14 protein-coding genes are annotated in these 19,694 nt (G+C 52.0%); 9 read left to right on the top strand and 5 right to left on the bottom strand.

What is annotated here, in order from left to right; all coding sequences use genetic code 11:
- Positions 1 to 689: 689 nt before the first annotated feature.
- Entirely contained in the window at positions 690 to 1,781 is a 1,092-nt protein-coding gene (locus SH668x_RS15510) for a hypothetical protein (protein ID WP_437185975.1), read from the bottom strand.
- Positions 1,782 to 2,159: 378 nt separating this feature from the next.
- On the opposite strand from SH668x_RS15510, the gene SH668x_RS15505 reads away from it, so the two are divergent.
- The 3 genes from SH668x_RS15505 to lpxA all read left to right on the top strand — a co-directional run bounded on the left by SH668x_RS15505 (position 2,160) and on the right by lpxA (position 4,196).
- The gene (locus SH668x_RS15505; RefSeq protein WP_437185974.1) at positions 2,160 to 2,543 is read left to right on the top strand and encodes a rhodanese-like domain-containing protein; all 384 of its coding nucleotides are present in this window, start codon (positions 2,160 to 2,162) and stop codon (positions 2,541 to 2,543) included.
- 297 nt (positions 2,544 to 2,840) lie between these two features.
- The gene (locus tag SH668x_RS15500) at positions 2,841 to 3,131 is read left to right on the top strand and encodes a 4Fe-4S binding protein (protein WP_437185973.1); all 291 of its coding nucleotides are present in this window, start codon (positions 2,841 to 2,843) and stop codon (positions 3,129 to 3,131) included.
- 231 nt (positions 3,132 to 3,362) lie between these two features.
- Complete coding sequence (gene lpxA / locus SH668x_RS15495; RefSeq protein ID WP_437185972.1) at positions 3,363 to 4,196, top strand: acyl-ACP--UDP-N-acetylglucosamine O-acyltransferase; 834 nt, start codon at positions 3,363 to 3,365, stop codon at positions 4,194 to 4,196.
- A 250-nt stretch (positions 4,197 to 4,446) separates the two neighbouring features.
- Here lpxA and SH668x_RS15490 read toward each other — a convergent pair whose 3' ends face one another.
- Both SH668x_RS15490 and SH668x_RS15485 read right to left on the bottom strand, forming a co-directional pair.
- The gene (locus SH668x_RS15490; RefSeq protein ID WP_437185971.1) at positions 4,447 to 6,174 is read right to left on the bottom strand and encodes a sigma-70 family RNA polymerase sigma factor; all 1,728 of its coding nucleotides are present in this window, start codon (positions 6,172 to 6,174) and stop codon (positions 4,447 to 4,449) included.
- Positions 6,175 to 7,218: 1,044 nt separating this feature from the next.
- Entirely contained in the window at positions 7,219 to 8,517 is a 1,299-nt protein-coding gene (locus tag SH668x_RS15485) for an outer membrane protein assembly factor BamB family protein (RefSeq protein ID WP_437185970.1), read from the bottom strand.
- 303 nt (positions 8,518 to 8,820) lie between these two features.
- Between SH668x_RS15485 and SH668x_RS15480 the strand changes: the two genes are divergently transcribed.
- The 3 genes from SH668x_RS15480 to SH668x_RS15470 all read left to right on the top strand — a co-directional run bounded on the left by SH668x_RS15480 (position 8,821) and on the right by SH668x_RS15470 (position 12,465).
- On the top strand, positions 8,821 to 9,999 hold the full coding sequence (locus tag SH668x_RS15480; protein ID WP_437185969.1) for a type IV pilus twitching motility protein PilT: 1,179 nt from the start codon (positions 8,821 to 8,823) through the stop codon (positions 9,997 to 9,999).
- A gap of 74 nt (positions 10,000 to 10,073) precedes the next feature.
- On the top strand, positions 10,074 to 11,993 hold the full coding sequence (locus tag SH668x_RS15475) for a GspE/PulE family protein (protein WP_437185968.1): 1,920 nt from the start codon (positions 10,074 to 10,076) through the stop codon (positions 11,991 to 11,993).
- A gap of 148 nt (positions 11,994 to 12,141) precedes the next feature.
- On the top strand, positions 12,142 to 12,465 hold the full coding sequence (locus tag SH668x_RS15470; RefSeq protein ID WP_437185967.1) for a DUF6793 family protein: 324 nt from the start codon (positions 12,142 to 12,144) through the stop codon (positions 12,463 to 12,465).
- 307 nt (positions 12,466 to 12,772) lie between these two features.
- Here the strand turns inward: SH668x_RS15470 and SH668x_RS15465 are convergent, their stop codons facing one another.
- The gene (locus SH668x_RS15465; protein WP_437185966.1) at positions 12,773 to 14,224 is read right to left on the bottom strand and encodes an APC family permease; all 1,452 of its coding nucleotides are present in this window, start codon (positions 14,222 to 14,224) and stop codon (positions 12,773 to 12,775) included.
- A 345-nt stretch (positions 14,225 to 14,569) separates the two neighbouring features.
- Between SH668x_RS15465 and SH668x_RS15460 the strand changes: the two genes are divergently transcribed.
- From SH668x_RS15460 to SH668x_RS15450, 3 genes are all read left to right on the top strand, one after another.
- On the top strand, positions 14,570 to 15,037 hold the full coding sequence (locus SH668x_RS15460; RefSeq protein ID WP_437185965.1) for a hypothetical protein: 468 nt from the start codon (positions 14,570 to 14,572) through the stop codon (positions 15,035 to 15,037).
- Between the two features lie 148 nt (positions 15,038 to 15,185).
- Positions 15,186 to 16,172, top strand: a complete 987-nt coding sequence (locus tag SH668x_RS15455) for a DUF1559 family PulG-like putative transporter (protein ID WP_437185964.1) — start codon at positions 15,186 to 15,188, stop codon at positions 16,170 to 16,172.
- Positions 16,173 to 16,633: 461 nt separating this feature from the next.
- Complete coding sequence (locus SH668x_RS15450) at positions 16,634 to 17,626, top strand: deoxyhypusine synthase family protein (protein WP_437185963.1); 993 nt, start codon at positions 16,634 to 16,636, stop codon at positions 17,624 to 17,626.
- Between the two features lie 119 nt (positions 17,627 to 17,745).
- On the opposite strand, the gene SH668x_RS15445 is transcribed toward SH668x_RS15450, so the two are convergent.
- A complete protein-coding gene (locus SH668x_RS15445; protein WP_437185962.1) occupies positions 17,746 to 19,248 on the bottom strand; it encodes a hypothetical protein in 1,503 nt (500 codons plus the stop codon).
- Between the last annotated feature and the right edge of the window lie 446 nt (positions 19,249 to 19,694).

Below are 19,694 nucleotides of genomic sequence, written 5' to 3'. Positions count from 1 at the left end.
CATGGGGCGTGCCGAAAAAGCGACGGCGCGGCGGGAAGTGATGCGACTCGGCATCTGTTGGGGAATTGCTTGAGGGATTTCCGGGAAATCGTCGCCTGGACTCCTAAAATTATCCCGTCGTCGAGTGAACTAATTCCCTCGCCAGCATCTTGAATGGTGTTCTGCGCTAGCGCCTCTTATCAAGATGGCCGTTCGAATGATCACATTCTTGATCATGCTTGGGGGTCATGAAGAGTGCGATCCATCCGCTCCGGTGGCGATTGATGCAAATTTAGATCAACGGATGCCTGGGTGAGGCGTTTAGCTGACGATCGTAGCTGTCGTGGCGATAATATGGGTTTTGCTGGTCTTGTCGTAAAGTTAGCGGTGAGATTTATTCGCTCCGTGAATGATGCGTGAAGCGAACTCTGCGAAGCACTTTCATTTTGAAGCGTCAGGAATCTTGTCGCGGCAGCGGGTGCCAACCGCGACAAGATTCAGGATACCAACTTCAGTGACCATCTAGGTTGCCTCGCCCTCTGTGACGTCTCGGCAATTTGCCGAGGGCAGTGAAACGTCCTCGTGAAGTCCTGAACGATTAAGTCGCACAGGGGGCGTGTGGCGACTCGGCTGGCTCTAGAAATGATTAAAGCGGCATCGAACTCAATCGACGCCGCTTGAAAATCAACTGGACTTATTGTTGTCAGGAACTACTTCTTGACGACAGACAGCACAGGAGCGTTGTTCTGAAGGTTGGTGTCTGTTCCGCGAGTTGCACGCCAGCCAGCGAGTTTAATCGTTGGAGCAGAATCGCTGGTTGCGATTGGTCCGCCGTTGGTCGATGGCTGAGCCTTTTCTTCGCTCTGGTTCTTCTGGTGCGTTGGGTAGCGGATTGGCATCTCGTCTTTTGTGGTTGAGTTCAGACGAGTGGTTCCTTTTTCACCACCTGCTGTCGTGCTTGGAGTTGCTGGGTTTGCAGCGGTTGGCTGTGGTTCCAGACCTGCGGAAACAGATGGTGGAGTGTAGTCACCAGCGTAAACCATCTTTGTGACAGTCCCGACAGCAACTCGTTGAGTTGTTGTGAAAGGAACTTGCACGGTGACAGTCTGATCTTCCCATACAGTGCGCTGAACTGGGACCTGCTGAGTCGTTGTCACGGGGACAACTTTTGCGACGTTGTAAGTGACCTGTCGTGTCGTTGGAATGTGAACTGTTCGTGTCACTGGCACCTGCTGAGCAACAACATTCGGAACAAATTCACGGCGGGCAGTGTAGTTTGGTGTCATTGCGTTACGCATTGCGTAGCCCATGCGGTTCAATTCAGGAATCAAGCCTGCACGATTGTCGTAGGTGCATGGGGAGTACTTTGGAACCTGCTGCCACTGTGTCTGCCAGTAGCTTTGGTTGCTGGTGACACACTGCATTTCGGTAACTTGCTGTGCCACTGTGTGAGGGACTTCAGCTGTGCGGGTTTCGTTGACGGTCTGGTAAGTCGTGACAGGTCGGTCTTCCATCACAGTGACAGTCTTGGCGACTTTCTGGACACGCTGTTCTGGGCGGTATTCGACGCGAGCGACGTCCTGATAGACAGTCTCGGTCACTGGACGCATCGCAGGAGCACATTCTGCGACTGAAACTGTCTGCATGACAGGTGCCTGCACGTAGGTTGGCTGCATGACGGGAGCGCTGCAACCGCAAGAGTTGATCCAAGGGAAGAGTTGAGCCTCGGCAGTTCCCGCCAGGCCGCAGCTAACAGCCAGAAGCGTGATCCCGGTCCAGGCTTGTGTGCGAAATCCGAACATCTGAAAATTCCTGATTGAGGGGGAGGACGATTGAAGAGGCGAATCGAGTCGAATGATGTGAAGTCGCGTCTGTGAGGAGATGAGTCAGTCGCGGGACGTTGTGGGACGGTTTTTTACGAGAATCAAAAAAAAGGGTCAAGATGAAGGAGCCCTTCTGCCGAGGCGCTTTGCAACTCTTACACGGATTCGGCATCTTCAGCCGCTTTCCTGGGGAGATTACCTGCAGTTTTCGCGGAAAAACGCACCTCGGATCATGAATTCAGCGGTTCCTGCAGGTCCGTTTGTTGAATCGATTGAGAGATTGTTAGAAGATTTGTCGCGGTTGAGGTCAGAGAATAAACCGTGGTTCCAACTGAATTTCGTTTTGAAAGGGCAGGAATGGCAGCACAACATACTCCTCGGTTTTTGGAGATCGTGAACGATTCCCGCTCTCGCGTTTCGGAATGTACCGTTGCAGACGTGAAGAAACGGATGGATGCAGGCGAGACCTTCGAACTTGTCGATGTCCGAGAAGAAAGCGAATTCGCAAATGGGCATCTCCCCGGGGCGAGACACATCGGCAAAGGGGTCATCGAGCGGGATATTGAGGGAAAAATCCCGAACCCGGAGACTCCGATAGTTCTCTATTGTGGTGGCGGCTACCGATCAGTACTGGCTGCGGATGCTCTCCAGAAGATGGGGTACAAGAACGTGATTTCAATGGATGGAGGCTGGAGAGGCTGGACTGAATCTCAATTTCCAGTCGAAAAGCCTCAGTCCTGAAGTTCCTGAGCGAGAATTTCGCCCCAATTCAAAGAGAATCTCGCCACATCTTGACACTGACGAAATACAGCCATAAAAACAGTCGATACAGTCAAACGACAAGAATATCATTGAAAAAAGTCGAGTGCGGTTCCTCGTTTCTCGCAACTTCCAATGACAGAAATTGGACGGAATGAACATTCGGGTGACGCGAACGGCGTCCTCCCCTGAAATTCGCTTCGTCAATTCGCTTGAGAGGCACGCAGTTCTCTCCAGTGGTCGATTTGGATGACACACGATTGATTAAGGACGTTTTAGATGACTCATGTTGTTGCCGAACCGTGTTTCAACTGCAAATACACAGATTGTGTCGTGGTTTGTCCCGTAGAGTGTTTCTACGAAGGAGAGGCAATTCTCTACATCCATCCAGATGAATGTATTGATTGCGAAGCATGTGTTCCTGAGTGTCCGGTTGCTGCGATTTTCCATGAAGACAATCTGCCAGAGCAGTGGGCCGATTATCTCGCATTGAATGCCGAGATGGCTCCACAGTGCTCAGTGATTACCGAGCGAAAAGAACCGCTCGGAGAGAATCCTCCAAAACAATAGTTGCTGATGTGTTGTTCTTGAAGCCAATCGAAATAGCCGCGGGTGGTTACATCCGCGGTTTTTTCATTGAAAGCGGACGCCTGTGCTCCAATTGTGGGTGTGCGTGGCTGCGAATTCCGGTTTCTGCTGAGTCTCGATCGACCGCCGTCATGATTTTTGACCCTGCAATTGACAGAAACTGCGGAAACGAGAATGCTTCGATCTACGAATTCTTTAATGGAACACTCAGAGATGCCAATTCATTCCACTGCGATCGTTGATCCGCTAGCTCAAATTGACCCGACAGCAACACTCGGTCCTTACGTTGTCATCGAAGGTCGTGTCACCATTAGTGCAAACTGCCGGTTGGCAGCGGGAGTCGTGGTGTACGGTCCGACCGTGATCGGAGCAGGGACACAGATTCATGCACATGCTGTGCTGGGAGACGTTCCTCAAGATCGTGCATTCAAAGGTGAAGACTCGTCCGTTGAAATTGGCGAAGAGTGCATCATTCGCGAAGGTGTCACCGTTCACCGTGGGTCAACACCTGGTTCCATTACGCGAGTAGGGAACAGATGCATGCTGATGACCAATTCGCATGTTGGCCACAACTGCGTTCTCGAAGATGAAGTGGTCATGATCAGTGGATCGCTTCTTGGTGGATATGTGCATGTTGGACGACGTGCTGTGATCTCCGGAAACGCCGCTGTCCATCAGTTTGTTCGCATCGGCGAAGCGAGCATGATCAGCGGTCTGGGCAAGATCGTGCAGGACATTCCACCATTCTTTATGACTGATAACGAAGGGGCCATGGTTGGTGTGAATCGGGTTGGACTGATTCGCGGTGGGTTCACCTCTAAGGAGCGAGATGAGATCAAGGCAGCGTACAAGGTGATCTACCGATCAGGGCTCGACCGTGCGGAGATCAACCGCCAATTGGAAAGTCTCATCACCACGGATGCCGGCAAGCGATTGCAGGCGTTTCTGGCTGCTGAATCCCGTCGCGGATTGGCAGCTGCGGCTTATTCCCAGTTGACCAAGTCTGCAAACTCAAAATCACCAGACGCCGTTCCACCAACGGAATAGAGAATCGGCCTCTCGTCCCAATCGGCTCTCAGTAATCGCAGCATTATTGCCACATGAGTGACTGGCAATGTCCATGCCCGTGACTCTGAGTGTTGACGTCCGACGATTGCCAGCACGGAGTGATCGATTCAGGGCCGCCGAAAGAACTAGGAGGCGGACGCCTGAAGTTGTCGTCCGATTAAGAGTCTCAAAACGAAAACAGCACGACCCGTGATTGCGAGTCGTGCTGTTTGTTTTTTCAGGTCGCCGTTTACAGGCTTGCTGGTTCCATGACTTCTTCTTCCACTTCGATGATCGGCATTTCGCCCGGTTCACCGTTGTAAAGTGATTCCACAAAGCCTCGCAGGTGCTCTGCACGAGTCTGGTGCTGAAGCTTGCGAAGAGCCTTGGATTCGATCTGTCGAATACGCTCGCGAGTCACTTTGAAAATGCGACCGGTTTCTTCCAGCGTGTAGCTGTAACCGTCTCCCAGACCGTAACGCAGCTTGATGATCTCGCGTTCGCGGTAGGTCAGACTCTTCAACACGTGGGTGATCTTGTCACGAAGCATCTGGTGCATCGCGGAGTCAGCAGGAGTGCTTTCGCTGCTGTCTTCGAGGAAGTCACCATAGCTGGAGTCTTCGCTCTCACCGACTGGAGTATCCAAGCTGATTGGATGCTTCCATGTCTTCATGATGCGTTCGGTTTCTTCAACCGAAAGTCCCACTGCTTCTGCCAACTCTTCGGTCGTCGGTTCTCGGCCGGTTTCCTGTCGAATCTGCTCACTCTTGGCTTTGAGAGTGGAGATGCTCTGGAACATATGCACTGGAATACGAATTGTGCGAGCGTGGTCTGCGACCGCTCGTGTAATCGCCTGGCGAATCCACCATGTGGCGTAAGTTGAGAACTTATAACCACGGCGGTATTCGTATTTCTCGACACCGCGCATCAAACCCGCGTTTCCTTCCTGGATCAGGTCCAGGAAGCTCAATCCACGGTTTCGGTACTTCTTGGCGATCGAAACCACCAGACGGAGGTTACCGCCTGAAAGCTGTTGCTTGGCGTGTGTCCAAGCATCAAACCGTTCGCGAATTGTTTTGAGTCGAGCCTTGAACTCTTCCGGCGTCTCACAGGTGAGGTCGACGAGTTCCTGCAGTTCACGTCGCAGCATGGCCACTTCGTTGACCGCAGTTGGCTTCCGCTTGATCAGGTTGATTTCGCGAACGAGCTCAGCCATGCGGTCACCGATCTGCTGCATCCGTTTGTAAACAGGTTGCAGGCGGTGCGTACGCAAGGAGAGTTCTTCACACAGAGAACACATCTTGCGACGGCGAACCTTCATGCGGTTCTTTGCTTCGGCCTTCTCCTCTGGTGTCGCGTTCTCTGCACGGGTGAGTTCGAAGTCGTTCCGATTTTCGGAAAGCAAATGACGGATTGTCGGCAGATTCACCGGCATACGTCCGAGAATCTGTTCTTTCTTGGTGTTTTCTGTATCTGATGTACGCAGAGTTCGCTCGAACGGGAGTTCGTTGGTGTGAACCTGTTCAAGGATTTCGACTGCTGTTGTCAGCGAGAAATCCGATTCCATCAGAGTGCGGCGGTATCGCTTACGTGTGATTTCGATCTGCTTGGCGAGGAAGATTTCATCTTCGCGGGTCAGCAGTGGGATGTTGCCCATCTGGCTGAGGTACATGCGAATCGGATCGCGGGAAGACATGGGAGCGTCTGGTTCGATCAGGCCACGTGCGAGGGCCATTTCGGTGACATCGCGCTCAGTCGTTGTCTGTTCCATTCGTGTTTTTTCAGCGACCGTCTTAGGTTCCTTCGGGTCGTTGATCAGCGAAAGTTCCAGCTCTTCCAATGCCTGAATGATCCGGTCCATCATGACCGGGTCACCCCCTTCGTCCGGCAGATATTCATCAACCATCTGAAATGTCAGATAGCCTCTCTTGGAGGCCTTCTTCATCAGGTCGGCTAATCCGGAGTCAAGTCGATGCACTGGTTCTGCTCCTACACAAGTTATCTTCAAGTAATATGTCGATCAGCAAAGTTCATAACTGAAATCGAAAGGGGGCGACGATAATTTTCGATTCAAGAACGAGCTGTGAGTCCTAAAAAATCGTTGTCACACCACTATGCAGCCTTGAGCTACCAGTTGGCGTAAAATTGTTTTGATTTCTTCCGAAAAGGCAAATAGAGCAAATCTGATTCAGGCGCGCATCCGTTCGGAGAAGAGAATTCCTGCTCGGTGTTTGACATAATCGCAGAGTCGAATTCGAAGAAACGCGAAATGCAAACATTGAAAAACTCGGCCAAGAAAGAACAGTTCAACGGGATGGGGAAGGAATTCGAGAGCTGTTTTGCAATCACCTAGTCAAATCACACAATCAATCACTATTTTAATTTCAATTTCACAACTTCTTGTGTGACTCAAAACCAACTCGAATTCAAACTGGCAACACTAACCGTTGCCGCGACACCCTCAGGAAATGCTCCCGAGCAATCGCCTTCTTCCTCTGCTCACTCGATTCTGGATAATCGAGACTTCCCTGTTAAACCTTTCGGCCAAATTGTATGCGGGACGAACCGCAAAGTGACGGTCTTTGCGAAACCGACAGAGCAAATTCGGGGCGATTGCATCCTGCTATTCTCCCGAGAATAACGCTAATGCCTGTCGCCCAACGTCCTTCCTCAGAGAACAACTTACCACAAAAAACGGTGAGATGACTCGAGAAAGTGTGAGTAACCGGCGGTAAAGCACGCATTGAAGCTCTCATCGTAACACAAGACCAATCACAGTCCACGCAGATTTTTTTGTCGACTTTAACTTTTCTTCAAAAATGAATCACTTTTTCGGAAGAAAATTTACTGCATCTTACACAGCTTCAAATTCTTCCAGTTTTTGCGATCTCAGCTGTGCTGATGGAATGGTTCTAGAAATCAACGTTCCGCTGCAAATTGCAACATCGATTCAACGAGTTGTCCCAGTTCACTAATTCAAGGGGTTCTCGTGCCGATGACACAGGGAATTCTGGCGTCACCCTCACAACCCTTTTCGTAGGTCTAAGCACATCAGTTGCTTTTCGTTACGCATCAACAGGAGTCCATTGGAAAGCGCCGGCAACGCTCGGACAACCCCGTTGAGTGGTTGACACTTGGAGACCAATGCGAACGAATCTGGGTTCGGGTTGACCAGCAGGAGTTCGCCGTTCGTTTTCACGATGATCAGTTTGTTGTCTGCAAACAGCAGGGTTCCGTAACCGAAATTATGCTCAATCCACTTCAACGGAGTCCTACTGGCTGCATTATTGGCCGGCTCTTCCGAACTACGTGACTTCGATTTTAACCCAGCGAGCTCAATGCACTTAAGATCGGCGGGTGGCGCGTCATCTCTCCCGTCGATGACGTAGGCAAAACCGTCAACAACGATCGGGGTGCAGTACTGCGTCGCGAGCGGCGTTTCACCGTCAAACACCTTCTGAAACCCAAAGAGATCGAATTGACCGTAAACTGCGCCAATTCCATAACTGGATGTCACCAGTAGGCGGTCGCCTATCACCACGGGGCAGGCTCCATTCACTGTTGGCCCGCGCTGGCCGAATGGGAATTTAAACAGGATTGTCCCGGTTTTTGCGTCGAAAAGCTGGCACTGATACCGGGTGACCATCATCACCAGTTTTTCGCCGTTAATCTCGACAGCAACAGGTGATGAGTAGCTGGCAGGCTCGTTGGACATGTTCCAGACCGTCTCGCCGGTTTGCAAAGAGAACGCAACAATTCCTCCGTTTGATTTCCTGCCCCCAACGTTGACGATCACACGGTCGCCGACCACGATTGGGCAGCTCCCTGCACCGAAATACCCCTCGAGAGCATTGAAATCCTGATGGGTATCTCGTTGCCAGATTCTCTGACCTGTCGTGAAATTCAGGCACGTTAGAAGCCCTTGAGCTCCATAAGTGATGACGAAATCCTCGTGAATCACCGGCACGCACAGAGGGCCGTCTCCTCCGCCAACTTGCGGGTAAAAGGTTGTCGGCGAGGCATCACTCCAGAGTGTTTTACCATCCGCCATGTCGAGGCATTCGATGACTTCTTCATCCTGAATGCGATGGAAAAGGCAGGCTCGCTTACCTACCGCAGCCAGGCCTGCGTAGCCACTGCCGACCGATTTCTTCCAAAGCACAGGCGGTCCCGATCTTGGCCAGCCTGGGGCGAGCTTTTCGTCTTCTGCGATTCCATTGCGATTCGGGCCAAGGATTTGCGGCCAGTCGCCGGAAATTGCTGGTGTGGTGGATGTCAGAATCGCTGCAATAACGAAGAATGGGAAGAATCGGTCCCGCATTTTCTCTCCTCCATGAACACTCGGAAACTGACGCAGAAGCTCTCGGTGAAGCAAACATGACTCAGAAAAGAAATAATCGGGATCAACTTTGACGACAATCCACTTCAACGAATTCATCTGGACATGGTCTGAGTCAAGAAGATTGAGTCATGATTTTTGTGCATTCGGGAATTTGGCAGGACTCTGCTCGTGTTGTCGCATTCTAAAACGTTGTTAGACTGTTCACTGCGAATGCTTACGTGTACGCACAGCCCGTCTTAGGTTCGTTCAGCGATTCCCAACGCTTCGATTTCAGGATCAGCCATGTCATCTTCTAAGCCTGCTGCCCCCGCTGGACCACCTGCTGAAATTATGGGGCCACCGGTCGCCAATAAAAACAAACCAGAGCCGGAAATCAACAAGTTGTTCCGGCTTCAGATCAAGCATGGTGCGTCGGACTTACATCTTCAGACAGACAAGCCAGCGATGCTCCGCGTAAAAGGAGAAATCCGCGAGCTGAGTATGCCTGCGATCTCCGAAGAACAACTCTGGGCGATGTTCTATGAGGCGATGGACGACCGCAACAAACGAATTATGGAGCATGATGGAGGCGCTGACTTTGCTCACATCGTGCCGCACGAAGGACGCAACTGGCGTTTTCGTGTGAATCTCTTTAAACAGTTGGGCAAGCCCGGAATGGTGGCTCGAAAAGTTGAGCAATCAATCCCGCCATTTGAGGGGCTGTATCTTCCCCCCATCATGGAAGACCTCTGTAAATACGATCAGGGGATGGTCCTCCTTGCAGGGGTGACCGGTTCAGGAAAGTCGACCACCATTGCGTCGATGTTGAACTGGATCAACCAGAATTACCGTAAGCATATCCTGACGATCGAAGACCCGATCGAATTCGTTTACACCGCAGACAAATGTCTCATCAATCAGCGTGAAGTGGGGATGGACGTTGTCGACTTCCATATCGCGATGAAACACGCGGTGCGAGAAGACCCCGACATTATTCTCGTGGGAGAAATGCGAGACCAGGAAACGTTCGAGACAGCGATTCACGCGGCTGAAACTGGACACTTGGTGTACGGGACGATTCATGCTTCAAGTGCTCCGGGAACGATTCAGCGTATTCTGGACCTGTTCCCACAGAACATGCACAGCGCGATTCGTGCGAGTATGGCGATGAACATGAAAGCGATCGTCGGGCAAAAGCTCTTGAAGACGATTGTGGACAAGCCATCGCGAGTGCCGATCGTGGAGATCATGATTTTCAATCCGACGATTCGTAAGTTGGTGCTTGAATCGATGGACGAAAAGCTCTCTGCGGGGATTCGTATCGGAAAAGACGAGGGGATGCAGGTCTTCAACGATTCCCTGTATTCATTCGTGCAGCGTGAGTTAATCAGCCGAGGTGACGCGTTCGAAATTTCCCCGAACGTGGAAGAGTTGAAAATGATGCTCAAGGGAATTCAGGTGAAAGCTCCGGCGATTCTGTAGTTCAGTTTCGCAAGCTGTCAAAGCAGATCGTTACTGGTTTTCAGGGTCTCTTACCTCAGGTTCAGGCAGTGATTGTGAATTCCACCAGATCCCATGCATCCACCTTTTTTCTACTCCTTCTGGTCGGGACGCAGGTTGCCAATGCGATCATCGTGCCGGACGTTGGGTTCGCGCAGGGACCTCCGCCACCGCAGGCGGGGGGAGCAGGGAATGCACCCGGAGGATCGACTCCGGGAACTCCACCAACTGGTGCTGCAGTCCCTGCCCCATCATTTTCATCGACTCTGAAATATCCAACCTCGCTCGATCCGTTTGTTCGGGGCAACGCCGTTCCTTCTCGAGGAGATCATCCGAATCTTCAGGTGAATGCCCCTCCACAGGCGGGGCGATATCTGGCAGATTGGAAAGTTGTCTTTTTAATTGGACTGTTTGCGTTCTGGCTGCACTATTCGAACTGGGTTCACGAAGATAGCCGTGGGCTGAAGGTGCGTCCCGAATTCTGGAACAGCCTGATGTTGGGAGGAGGAGTGTTAGCATTGCTGCTCATGCTTTGCTTCCCAACCTTCTTTTTTGGAGTCGGTGGATTCGCGCTCGCGATGGGATGCCCGCTCGGAATTTATGTCTGGGAGCGGAATCAGGTTGTCCCTGAAGCACGTCGGGTCATGACCCCGGCTCATCTGGAAAACTGGGCGCGTCGACAACTCGCGAAACTCGGGATCCGGTTCAATCGTACGGACAGAGTCGATCCCACAACGGGCCCGCCGATCGAGTTTCTCGGGAAGTCCAGAACAGGCCAAAAAGATGCGAGTCGCTCCAAGCAGGTCGAGTCATCGAAGGGCTATGTCGGCGCGAAGGAATTGGTGTACGACGCATTGATGCGGCGAGCCACTGATATTCACCTTGAACCAAAAGAGACTGAACTCGCAGTCCGCCTGCGTATCGACGGGGTGATGTTCCCTGCTGAGCCGTTCGATCGTGCAACTGGTGAAGCGATCACGAACATCATCAAGGTGTTGTGCGCAATGGACATCACTGAGAGACGCCGCTCGCAGGACGGAAGCTTCGCGGCCGTTGTCGATGGTCGCGAGATTGACTTCCGTGTTGCCTCCCAAGGGACGCGGCATGGCGAAAAAGTCAGTATGCGAATTCTTGACCAGTCCAACTCGGTCAGCAAGATGGTCGACTTGGGGATGCGGAAAGCGGTTCAGGATAAACTGATCGAGGTGATCAATCAGCCACACGGATTGTTGCTCGTCTGTGGACCAACGGGGGCGGGGAAATCAACAACTCTCTACACCGCGATCAACGAACTGGACGCTTACGAGAAGAATATCATCACCGTCGAAGACCCTGTTGAATACAAGATGCCGAATGTGACGCAGATTGAAATCAACACGAAGGGGGGGACGACATTCGCGCAGTCGCTTCGCAGCATTCTTCGCCAAGATCCAGACGTGGTGATGATTGGGGAAATTCGTGATGAAGAGACCGCCAAGATCGCCTGCCAGGCTGCGAATACTGGACACATGGTGTTTTCAACAGTCCATGCCAACGACTCGCTGACAGCGCTTTATCGCTTACTCGACTTAAAAGTCGAACCCTTCATGTTGTCGACTGCAATTTCTGCGATTCTCGCACAACGACTGGCCAGAAGACTCTGTCCGAACTGCAAGGAATCTTACGCGCCGACGCCAGATTTGCTGAAATCTCTGGGGCTGCCGGTGGGCAAAGTGAAAGAGTTCTTCCGACCGCCGACGGGGAAAGAGAACACCTGTACCAAGTGCAGCGGGACGGGATATTACGGTCGTGTCGGGGTATACGAACTGCTCACTCTGAACGATCGAATCAAGGATCTGGTTCGCGATAACTCCACGATGTCGTCCGTCAGAAATGAAGCACGGAAGAATGGGATGTTGTACATGTCTGAGGAAGGGCTTAGACTTGTTGTGAAAGGTGTGACTTCTCTGGACGAAATTCGTCGAGTTGCGATGTAAAGGTACTTTTCAAATCGTCTGCTTCCGTCAGAATCGAAGAGTCTGTCGGAAGCAGTTGAAATTGGGCCGGTACATCCGAACTATTTCTCGACGGGATTGTCAATCAGCGGTCCGCTTTGCATAGCCGTACCAGACAGGAGTGATTCCGATGCCATTGTTCGAAATCGAAACCAGCGCTCACATTATGATTGGCTGGGCGGAAAACGATGAAGAAGCGCGCAGCTTCGCCCATGAACACTATCCGGAAGAAGAAATTACCCGGGTGACACGCCGTCCTCGAGACGTCTGGGTGATTTCGAAGCGACTCTTGGGATTGGAAACTGTCGCGGATCCCTGCGATACCGCTCGCGATTGCCTGGCGAAAGCATCGGGTGACAAGGTCCACGCGATTCGACTTTACATGCACGAAACCGGTGTGGACCTTCTGGAAGCTCAGAAAACGATTGAGACCAACATGTCTCTCGGTTGGTAACGGGATCGGTCTGTCTAGAGCGTCTCTCACGAGAGTGAGGCGTTTCGGAGGCGAGAAACGCAGCGTTTGAACGAGTTTCGCCACCATTCGCCGCCACGCCCTCCCTGAGACAGGGGCTAGGTCACAGCTCGAGAAGTCTGGCTCGACGCTGTGGGTTCACGTTTCTAGAGCGGTCGCGCTCGGCCGCATCACGCCGACTGACATGCGCCTGCGTCTCTGACGGATTGAGGGCTGCTTTCGAGTCTTCAGGATCTTAGCGGTCCAATCTGGTCGACTCCCGGATCACCCAGATGCGATTTCGCAATGGTTATTGGTTGCTTGGAATCTGACTGTCAGGCTTGGGGGCTTTGCAGAACAACGACACCAACAGTCCCAACAGGAAAATTGGCGTCATGATCACCGTGACGTTTCCAGCGTATTGCACGCTACTCCAGAACATGTAGGCGGCTGTCATGGTGAAGACAATCGGAGTGAACGGGTAGAGCGGAGCCTGAAATGGTCGCTCCTGCTGGGGTGAACGGATTCGCAGGACGATCAACGCAACTCCAGAGAGTGCGAAGAAGACCCAAAAGATCGGGGCGCTGGCAGCAACGAGAAGCTCAAATCCTCCTCCAAACTTCTCCCAATCTGGTCGCGGGTAGTGAATGATTTCGAACGACTTCTCGAGTAACTGCTGTCCGGGAGTTGTGGCGACAAGTGAAGTGAGTGCAACCGAGATCACTGATAACGTCAACAGTCCCCAAATGGGAGCCCCACTGACCGTCCAGATGCTCCATTTACGAAACATCGGCACATCGGTCCCCACCGCGTTGAGTAAGCGGCAACCTGCAAAGACCATCCCGTTCATCGCTCCGAGCGCACTTGTCATCACGATCAGGCTCATTCCAAACGAAAATCTGTCTCCTAATGTCCCACGGATCAACTCTGCTGCCGGCGCTTTGGCGTTCACCAGGCCCTCGTAGCCGAGAGTTCTGAGGTAAGCGAAATTCAGCAGTAGATACAGCCCGCAAATGAGCAGTAGCCCGAGAATAAGTGCACGTGGAACAGTTTTGCGGCAATCTCGGACTTCTGGAGTCAGGCAGGTGACATCGCTCCAGCCTCCGTAGGCATACAGCACAAACACCAAAGCCAATCCCATGCTCGACAGAGAGGGAGCACCTCTCGCTGTCTCACTGGCGCCGGGAGTAAACGCTTCGGTCGCCCCTGAGAAAAAGAGTCCGCAGAGGATCAATGCGCTCACTGAAATCACTTTTAAAGTGGTCAGAATGTTCTGACTGATTCTTCCTACCTGGAACCCGAACATCTGTAATGTGGTTAGTAGCAGGATGGAACCGACTGCAATGAGGCCCTGATATTTCAGCAACCCTGCGTCAATCGATGTTGCATAATCAGCGAAGACGAAGGCCATTGCTCCCATGCTCGTTGGAAGGATCGCAAATGTCTGCAGCCAGCCGAACAGAAAGGCGACTCGAAAACCAAAGGCTTCGTGCAGGTAAACGTACTCCGCTCCAAAACGTGGATAGGTCGCTGCCAGTTCCGCGTAACATAAAGCGCCAGATAACGCGAGAACCCCTCCGAGAACCCACATCGCCAGACCGAGAGATGGAGTCCCTGACATTTCCATCACGAGTCCAGGTACCTTGAAAATGGAGACCCCTACGACGATACCGATGATCAGGTTGACGACGTCCCAAAGGCTCAATCTGGCGAGATGAATGGAGTTTTGCATCGGGTTGTCAGATGGAGAAGTTGAGTTCACTCTTTAACTCCCGGAATCGGAGGTCGGCTTGCTGGTCAACAACGTAACTCAAATTGAGCGAATTTGAGAGGGTAGGTCTTCTTTCTCTTCGTAGATTTGGGACCGTTGAGAGGCATCAACGATGTAGGCTTTGATTGTTTTTCGTTTTCGCCGCAGCAGCACACTCCACATTACATTCTCAATTTGAAGGACACTCCGGATTAAATCGGGAATTTCCTGTAGATGAGTGATTCCTGATTGGAGGTTGTGTAGATTGAAGTGTATAGCGGCTCAATCAAAATGAGTGAACTCCTCACTATCATCCGACCTACGCAGCGGCACGCCCGAAGATTGACGGCTTGTCTCATGGTCCTCGTGTATTGTCTGGGGATCTTCGGGGCACCGGTTGGGGCTGGAAGCATTCGAGGAGGTTGCCAGTGCGCTTCGGAATCAAAAGCAAATGGAACTTGCTGTTGCATCAATTCTGCTCTGGCTGGCAGACAGGACTCGGGGGCAGGTGGCTGCTGTGCAGCGAAATTGAAATCTCCCCCAGTGAAAAGTCGGGCATCCTGTTGTGCCAAGAAGAGTCCTCCTGAATCCCGTTCGAAGAGTTGCTGTGCGAAGAAGACGGAAACCGTAGTGGTCAGCGACTGTCATTGCGGTCGTCCCACCGATTCCGGGTTCGCACTCAATCTCGATCCTCGGCTCATCGTTTCTGCAACATCGCTGAACGGTGATATGCAGGTTGAATTCCTGTCTGTTCCCGCTTCGCTGCAATTCGTGGGAATCACTCGCGAACCTGCCACACCTCCTCCACGCGTCCGTTCTGCTTGAAGTTCTGGACTGGCGAAGTCCGTCTGTGTGTATTCCCCTGCGCGCTGTTATCGAGTCGCGGGAGGGGGGCATCAGTCTGGTCCGCCACTCGTTCTCTTCCGTGGACTCGTTCGCCGCTGCGCGGTGAATTCGATCAGGATTAACTCTTATGTCTTGTTCAATAACAAAAGTCGGCAGTCGAAAGGCCGCCTTTACACTCATTGAGTTGCTTGTCGTCATTGCGATCATCGCGGTGCTGATTGCATTGCTGCTACCAGCAGTCCAGCAAGCCCGCGAGGCTGCCAGACGATCGCAATGCAAAAACAATTTGAAGCAAATTGGACTGGCGATTCACAACTACGAATCGTCTCACACCGTATTTCCTCCGGGCCGTTGCGGCTTCCCGATGGTCTTTTCGGTACAGGCTCATATCTTGCCCTATCTGGAAAGTGCATCACTTTACAATCTGATTGACTTCAATATACGCCCTCGTTTTACGGAGCCACCGACCAATCCGGATGACCAAAACGAAAAGGCTGCGAGAGTCAAAATTCCTCTCTATCTTTGCCCGAGTGATTTTGGACAAGTTTCTGGGATGGTCTTCGGTCCAACGAACTACGTCGCGAACACAGGGAGCGGGTCTCCTCCAACGGCAAATTTCATTCGTTCGGGGAATGGAGTGATGTACGACGCCAGCAGCGTGCGGTTTCGAGATGTGACTGATGGATTGTCAAACACGGTCGCCTTCTCGGAGCACACTCTCGGCCCGGGCTCGGTGATTCCTGCGGCAGGGGTAATCCCCGGGAATCCCGCAGATTATGTCCTCGAACTGACGGGCGCAACGCCGACGACGGACGAAGCTTGTATCGCGACTGCCTCCAGCGGTGTTTGGTCCGGAAATCGGGGTGCGAAATGGATGAACGGCCATTTCGGGGACACGCTTTACAACCATCACTATGGACCGAATTCCAAGCAGTTTGATTGCGGCAACGGCAGTCACAATTACGGTTTAACTGCTGCTCGAAGTCGGCACACGGGGGGAGTCAATCTGCTGATGTGTGACGGAGCGGTTCGGTTTGTCGGCGACAGCGTCAGCATCCAGATCTGGAAAGCAATCGCCACTCGAAATGGAGGAGAAATTGTCGGCGAATTCTGATCAAATTTTCGGTTAAATCCGGGTTGTTTGATTTGTTGGGATCGCGTTTGATCTGTTGGATGAAAATTTGGGAAATAAAAGCCCCATTAAGGTCACTATTGATGGTCTAAATGGACTTTCATCCAGCAGAATCAAAATCCTGCATGCCCGAGGGTAGCAACTCTGCGCCTTGCAACTTCTAATGCATATGATCGCATCCGCGAAGTTTCGGGTTTCTGTGCTTTTTGCACACATGTATTTGTGAACCCTTATCAATTCGCTGCAAGATCGTCTAAAATGCCCCAGTTCGGGGCGTCAATCACCTTGGTTAGTTGTTGCCCTGTAGTGCAACTACTCCTGTAATGGGGGATGTTCTGCTTTATTTGAATGGCCGTTTATGCGATTCATGACGAGCTGACACCCAATACAACTCATTGCAGATTTGAAGTTTCACTCGAATCGGATTTTCGGACGCACGATTCATGAATCAGAAATCAGCGCCTCGCGGACCGGTTTCCGCCTTTATTCGTCATCATTACCGACACTTTAATGCCGCCGCGTTGATCGATGCTGCAGATGGTTATTCTGCACATCTTGAAGCGGGGGGGCAGATGATGCTGACACTCGCTGGTGCCATGAGCACCGCAGAGTTGGGGTTGTCACTCGCTGAAATGATTCGGCAGGACAAAGTTCACCTCATCTCCTCGACAGGGGCCAATCTTGAAGAAGACGTGTTCAACCTCGTTGCTCACGATTTCTATGAACGGGTCCCGCACTATCGCACACTTTCCACTCAGGAAGAGGTCGATCTCCTTAACAGACATCTGAATCGCGTTACGGACACATGCATCCCGGAAGGGGAAGCAATGCGTCGCATCGAATCCGCGATGCTCGAAGTCTGGATGAAAGCAGACAAGGCTGGCGAACGCTATTTTCCACATGAATTCCTTTATCAGGTTCTTCTCAGCGGCAAATATCAGGAACACTATCAGATCGACCCGAAAGACTCCTGGATGCTGGCAGCAGCAGAAAAGAATCTGCCGATGATCGTTCCGGGTTGGGAAGACTCGACACTCGGAAATATGTATTCCGCAGCAGTGATTCGTGGGGACGTCAGAAACGTTCATACGGTCCGCACCGGCATCGAGTACATGACATGGCTCGCCGAATTCTACACCGAACGAACCAAGAAGCACTCAATCGGGATGTTCCAGATCGGCGGCGGGATCGCGGGTGATTTTCCGATTTGCGTCGTCCCGATGCTGCACCAGGACCTTCTCCGTGACAACGTACCGTTGTGGGGATATTTCTGTCAGATCAGCGATTCCACAACAAGCTACGGAAGCTATTCCGGCGCGGTTCCCAATGAGAAAATCACTTGGGGCAAACTCGGTGGAGAAACTCCCAAGTACATCATCGAATCCGATGCAACGATCGTCGCACCACTCGTTTTCGCCAGCGTTCTAGGCTGGTAAGACGGTTTTGCCACTCAGATGGGTATCATCCAATAAAGAAACGGGCGGAGATCACTTGAAGATCTCCGCCCGTTTCGCATTGCGAGTTATTTTTCCAGCCCCGACGGGCGACAGGAAGTCTACTTGCTCAGTTTCACCGGGACCACTTTATTCACCCGGATCAGATCTGCTCCGTAGTTTTCTTCTCGGTTACGAGCTCCAATCAACCCCGCCGGTTTTCCGACCCATGCCTCAAGATTGACACCTGTTCCCGGTTCGACATAAGCCAGCATTCGACCATCGGGAGAAACGAGAACATACTTGGGGAACCCGGGAGGGGCTTGAACATGGTGCAGGATTCCTGCGCCGTTCAACTCTGGAGTGACTCCGCTAGGGAGAGGAGTGGAGCTTTGTTCTACGGGGACCGTCAAGGTCGGCGCTGGGATTGAACCTTCAGTGGTCATTCCGAGATTCATCCCCGGATCAGAGTTTGCCACCATTGTTGGATAGGCTTCACCTTCACCTTGGTAGACTACGGGAGCTTCGAGAGTTTGTGCTGACTGGGCTCCGGGACGTTGTGAGAGAAGCTGGGCATCACGCTGCGACGTTTCTACAGAGATCTGGACGAATCGTTTGTATCGCTGCGCGACTTCCTGCCGTTTGTTCACAGATTCCAGCCGCTCGTTCGCCATGTAGCTCACATGCGAGTTCGCGACTCGCTTGAGTTCTTCATACCCGCGGGCAATTTCTGCGAAATCCCAGTTCGCTGGATCTTGCGCCAGCATGGCATGGAAGGATTTGTCCAACTGATCCAATCGAGCGAAGTCCTGTTTCTTTCGATCGTTTTCAGCTGAACTGATCGCTGGCGCTGATTGAACGACCTGATCTGGAGCGGGCATCCGCGAGGTTTCAATTGTGGAAACCGTATTCACGGTTACAGGTTCTGTAGACGGTGCCATCAGACCAGCAGTCCGTTTGGGAGTCTCGGCTTGAGCATAGCTGACCTGTTCAATTCCCTCGAGTTTTTCAGTCGGTGTGCTCAGAACATATCTCTGGCGATGCTGAACGGGGATCTGGTATGGGTCGACCGCAAGTTGTTGTTGAATCTGCTTGCTCATCGGAACAAGGTATTCCCCTTTGACCCAGCGAAATTCCTGGGCAGGTGGCGCGATTTTTAACATCGAACGAGGACCATTCGGGCCAGCGATCGTCGTTTCACCAAGGATTGTTACGATTTCTCCGTGAGACAGTTCGCGTCCGTAAAAGGTGTTTTCGTTGCTAACTTGGCTGCCGATTCTTACGATCGCCCGGCTGGTCTCACTACTTCCGGGATTCAATGTGACTTGCCCGCGATTCCCAGCGTCTCGGGTGATGAGTGCTGCATCAATCAGGCTGAAACTCCCTGAAGGTGGAGAGATCATGTACCAGCCGCCATGATCGTGGCGGTGTACTGTGACCTGCTCATTCGCTTTGGCGATCCCGGTGACATAGAAGTTTCCACCAGGTCCACATCGCACATCTACCTTATCGCCAACGACAACCGCCTGATAAGGAAATTGCTCAGCAGCCTGAACGTCCCCAAAAGAAATAAAACCAACAATCAGCAACGCTGGAGTCAGTGCTTCAAAGAGTTTTCGGATCATAATTATCCGCTCCTTTGAGGAACGAGAGAGTTGAGTTGGCATTAGGGTCCGGGAAATGAGCGAGGAAATCTTCAAAATTGCGGTCGCAAATCTGAAAACAAGCTCAAGTTTTGGAGTGGAAAGGAGGTGGGAAGTCGGGGTGATACCCGATTCCTCCGAAATGCCGCAAGATCGGTTCGGTACTCGCTCCGCCACAGGTAGCGATGAAGCGAGTCAGTAATGAGGGGAGCGATCCCACTCATTGAGTGACAACTCTCAATTGAACGCACAATTTGGACATGAATTTCGTCCGTCAGTCTAAGCCGTTTTTTAGGACGTCGCGGTCCATGTGATATGAGGTGAAGTCGATGCAAGTTTATTCGGAATAATTGTTTGCAATTACCGTTCTTTGGCTGGCGTGGCCGTTTTTTTTAAAGCGTTAAAGACCTGACACGAGCCTGAAACTC

The sequence above is a fragment of the Planctomicrobium mucosum genome (genome assembly GCF_051466335.1).
GTDB lineage: Bacteria > Planctomycetota > Planctomycetia > Planctomycetales > Planctomycetaceae > Planctomicrobium.
Note: the sequence above shows the minus strand (reverse complement) of the source record. Positions and strands in the feature narration are given on the sequence as shown.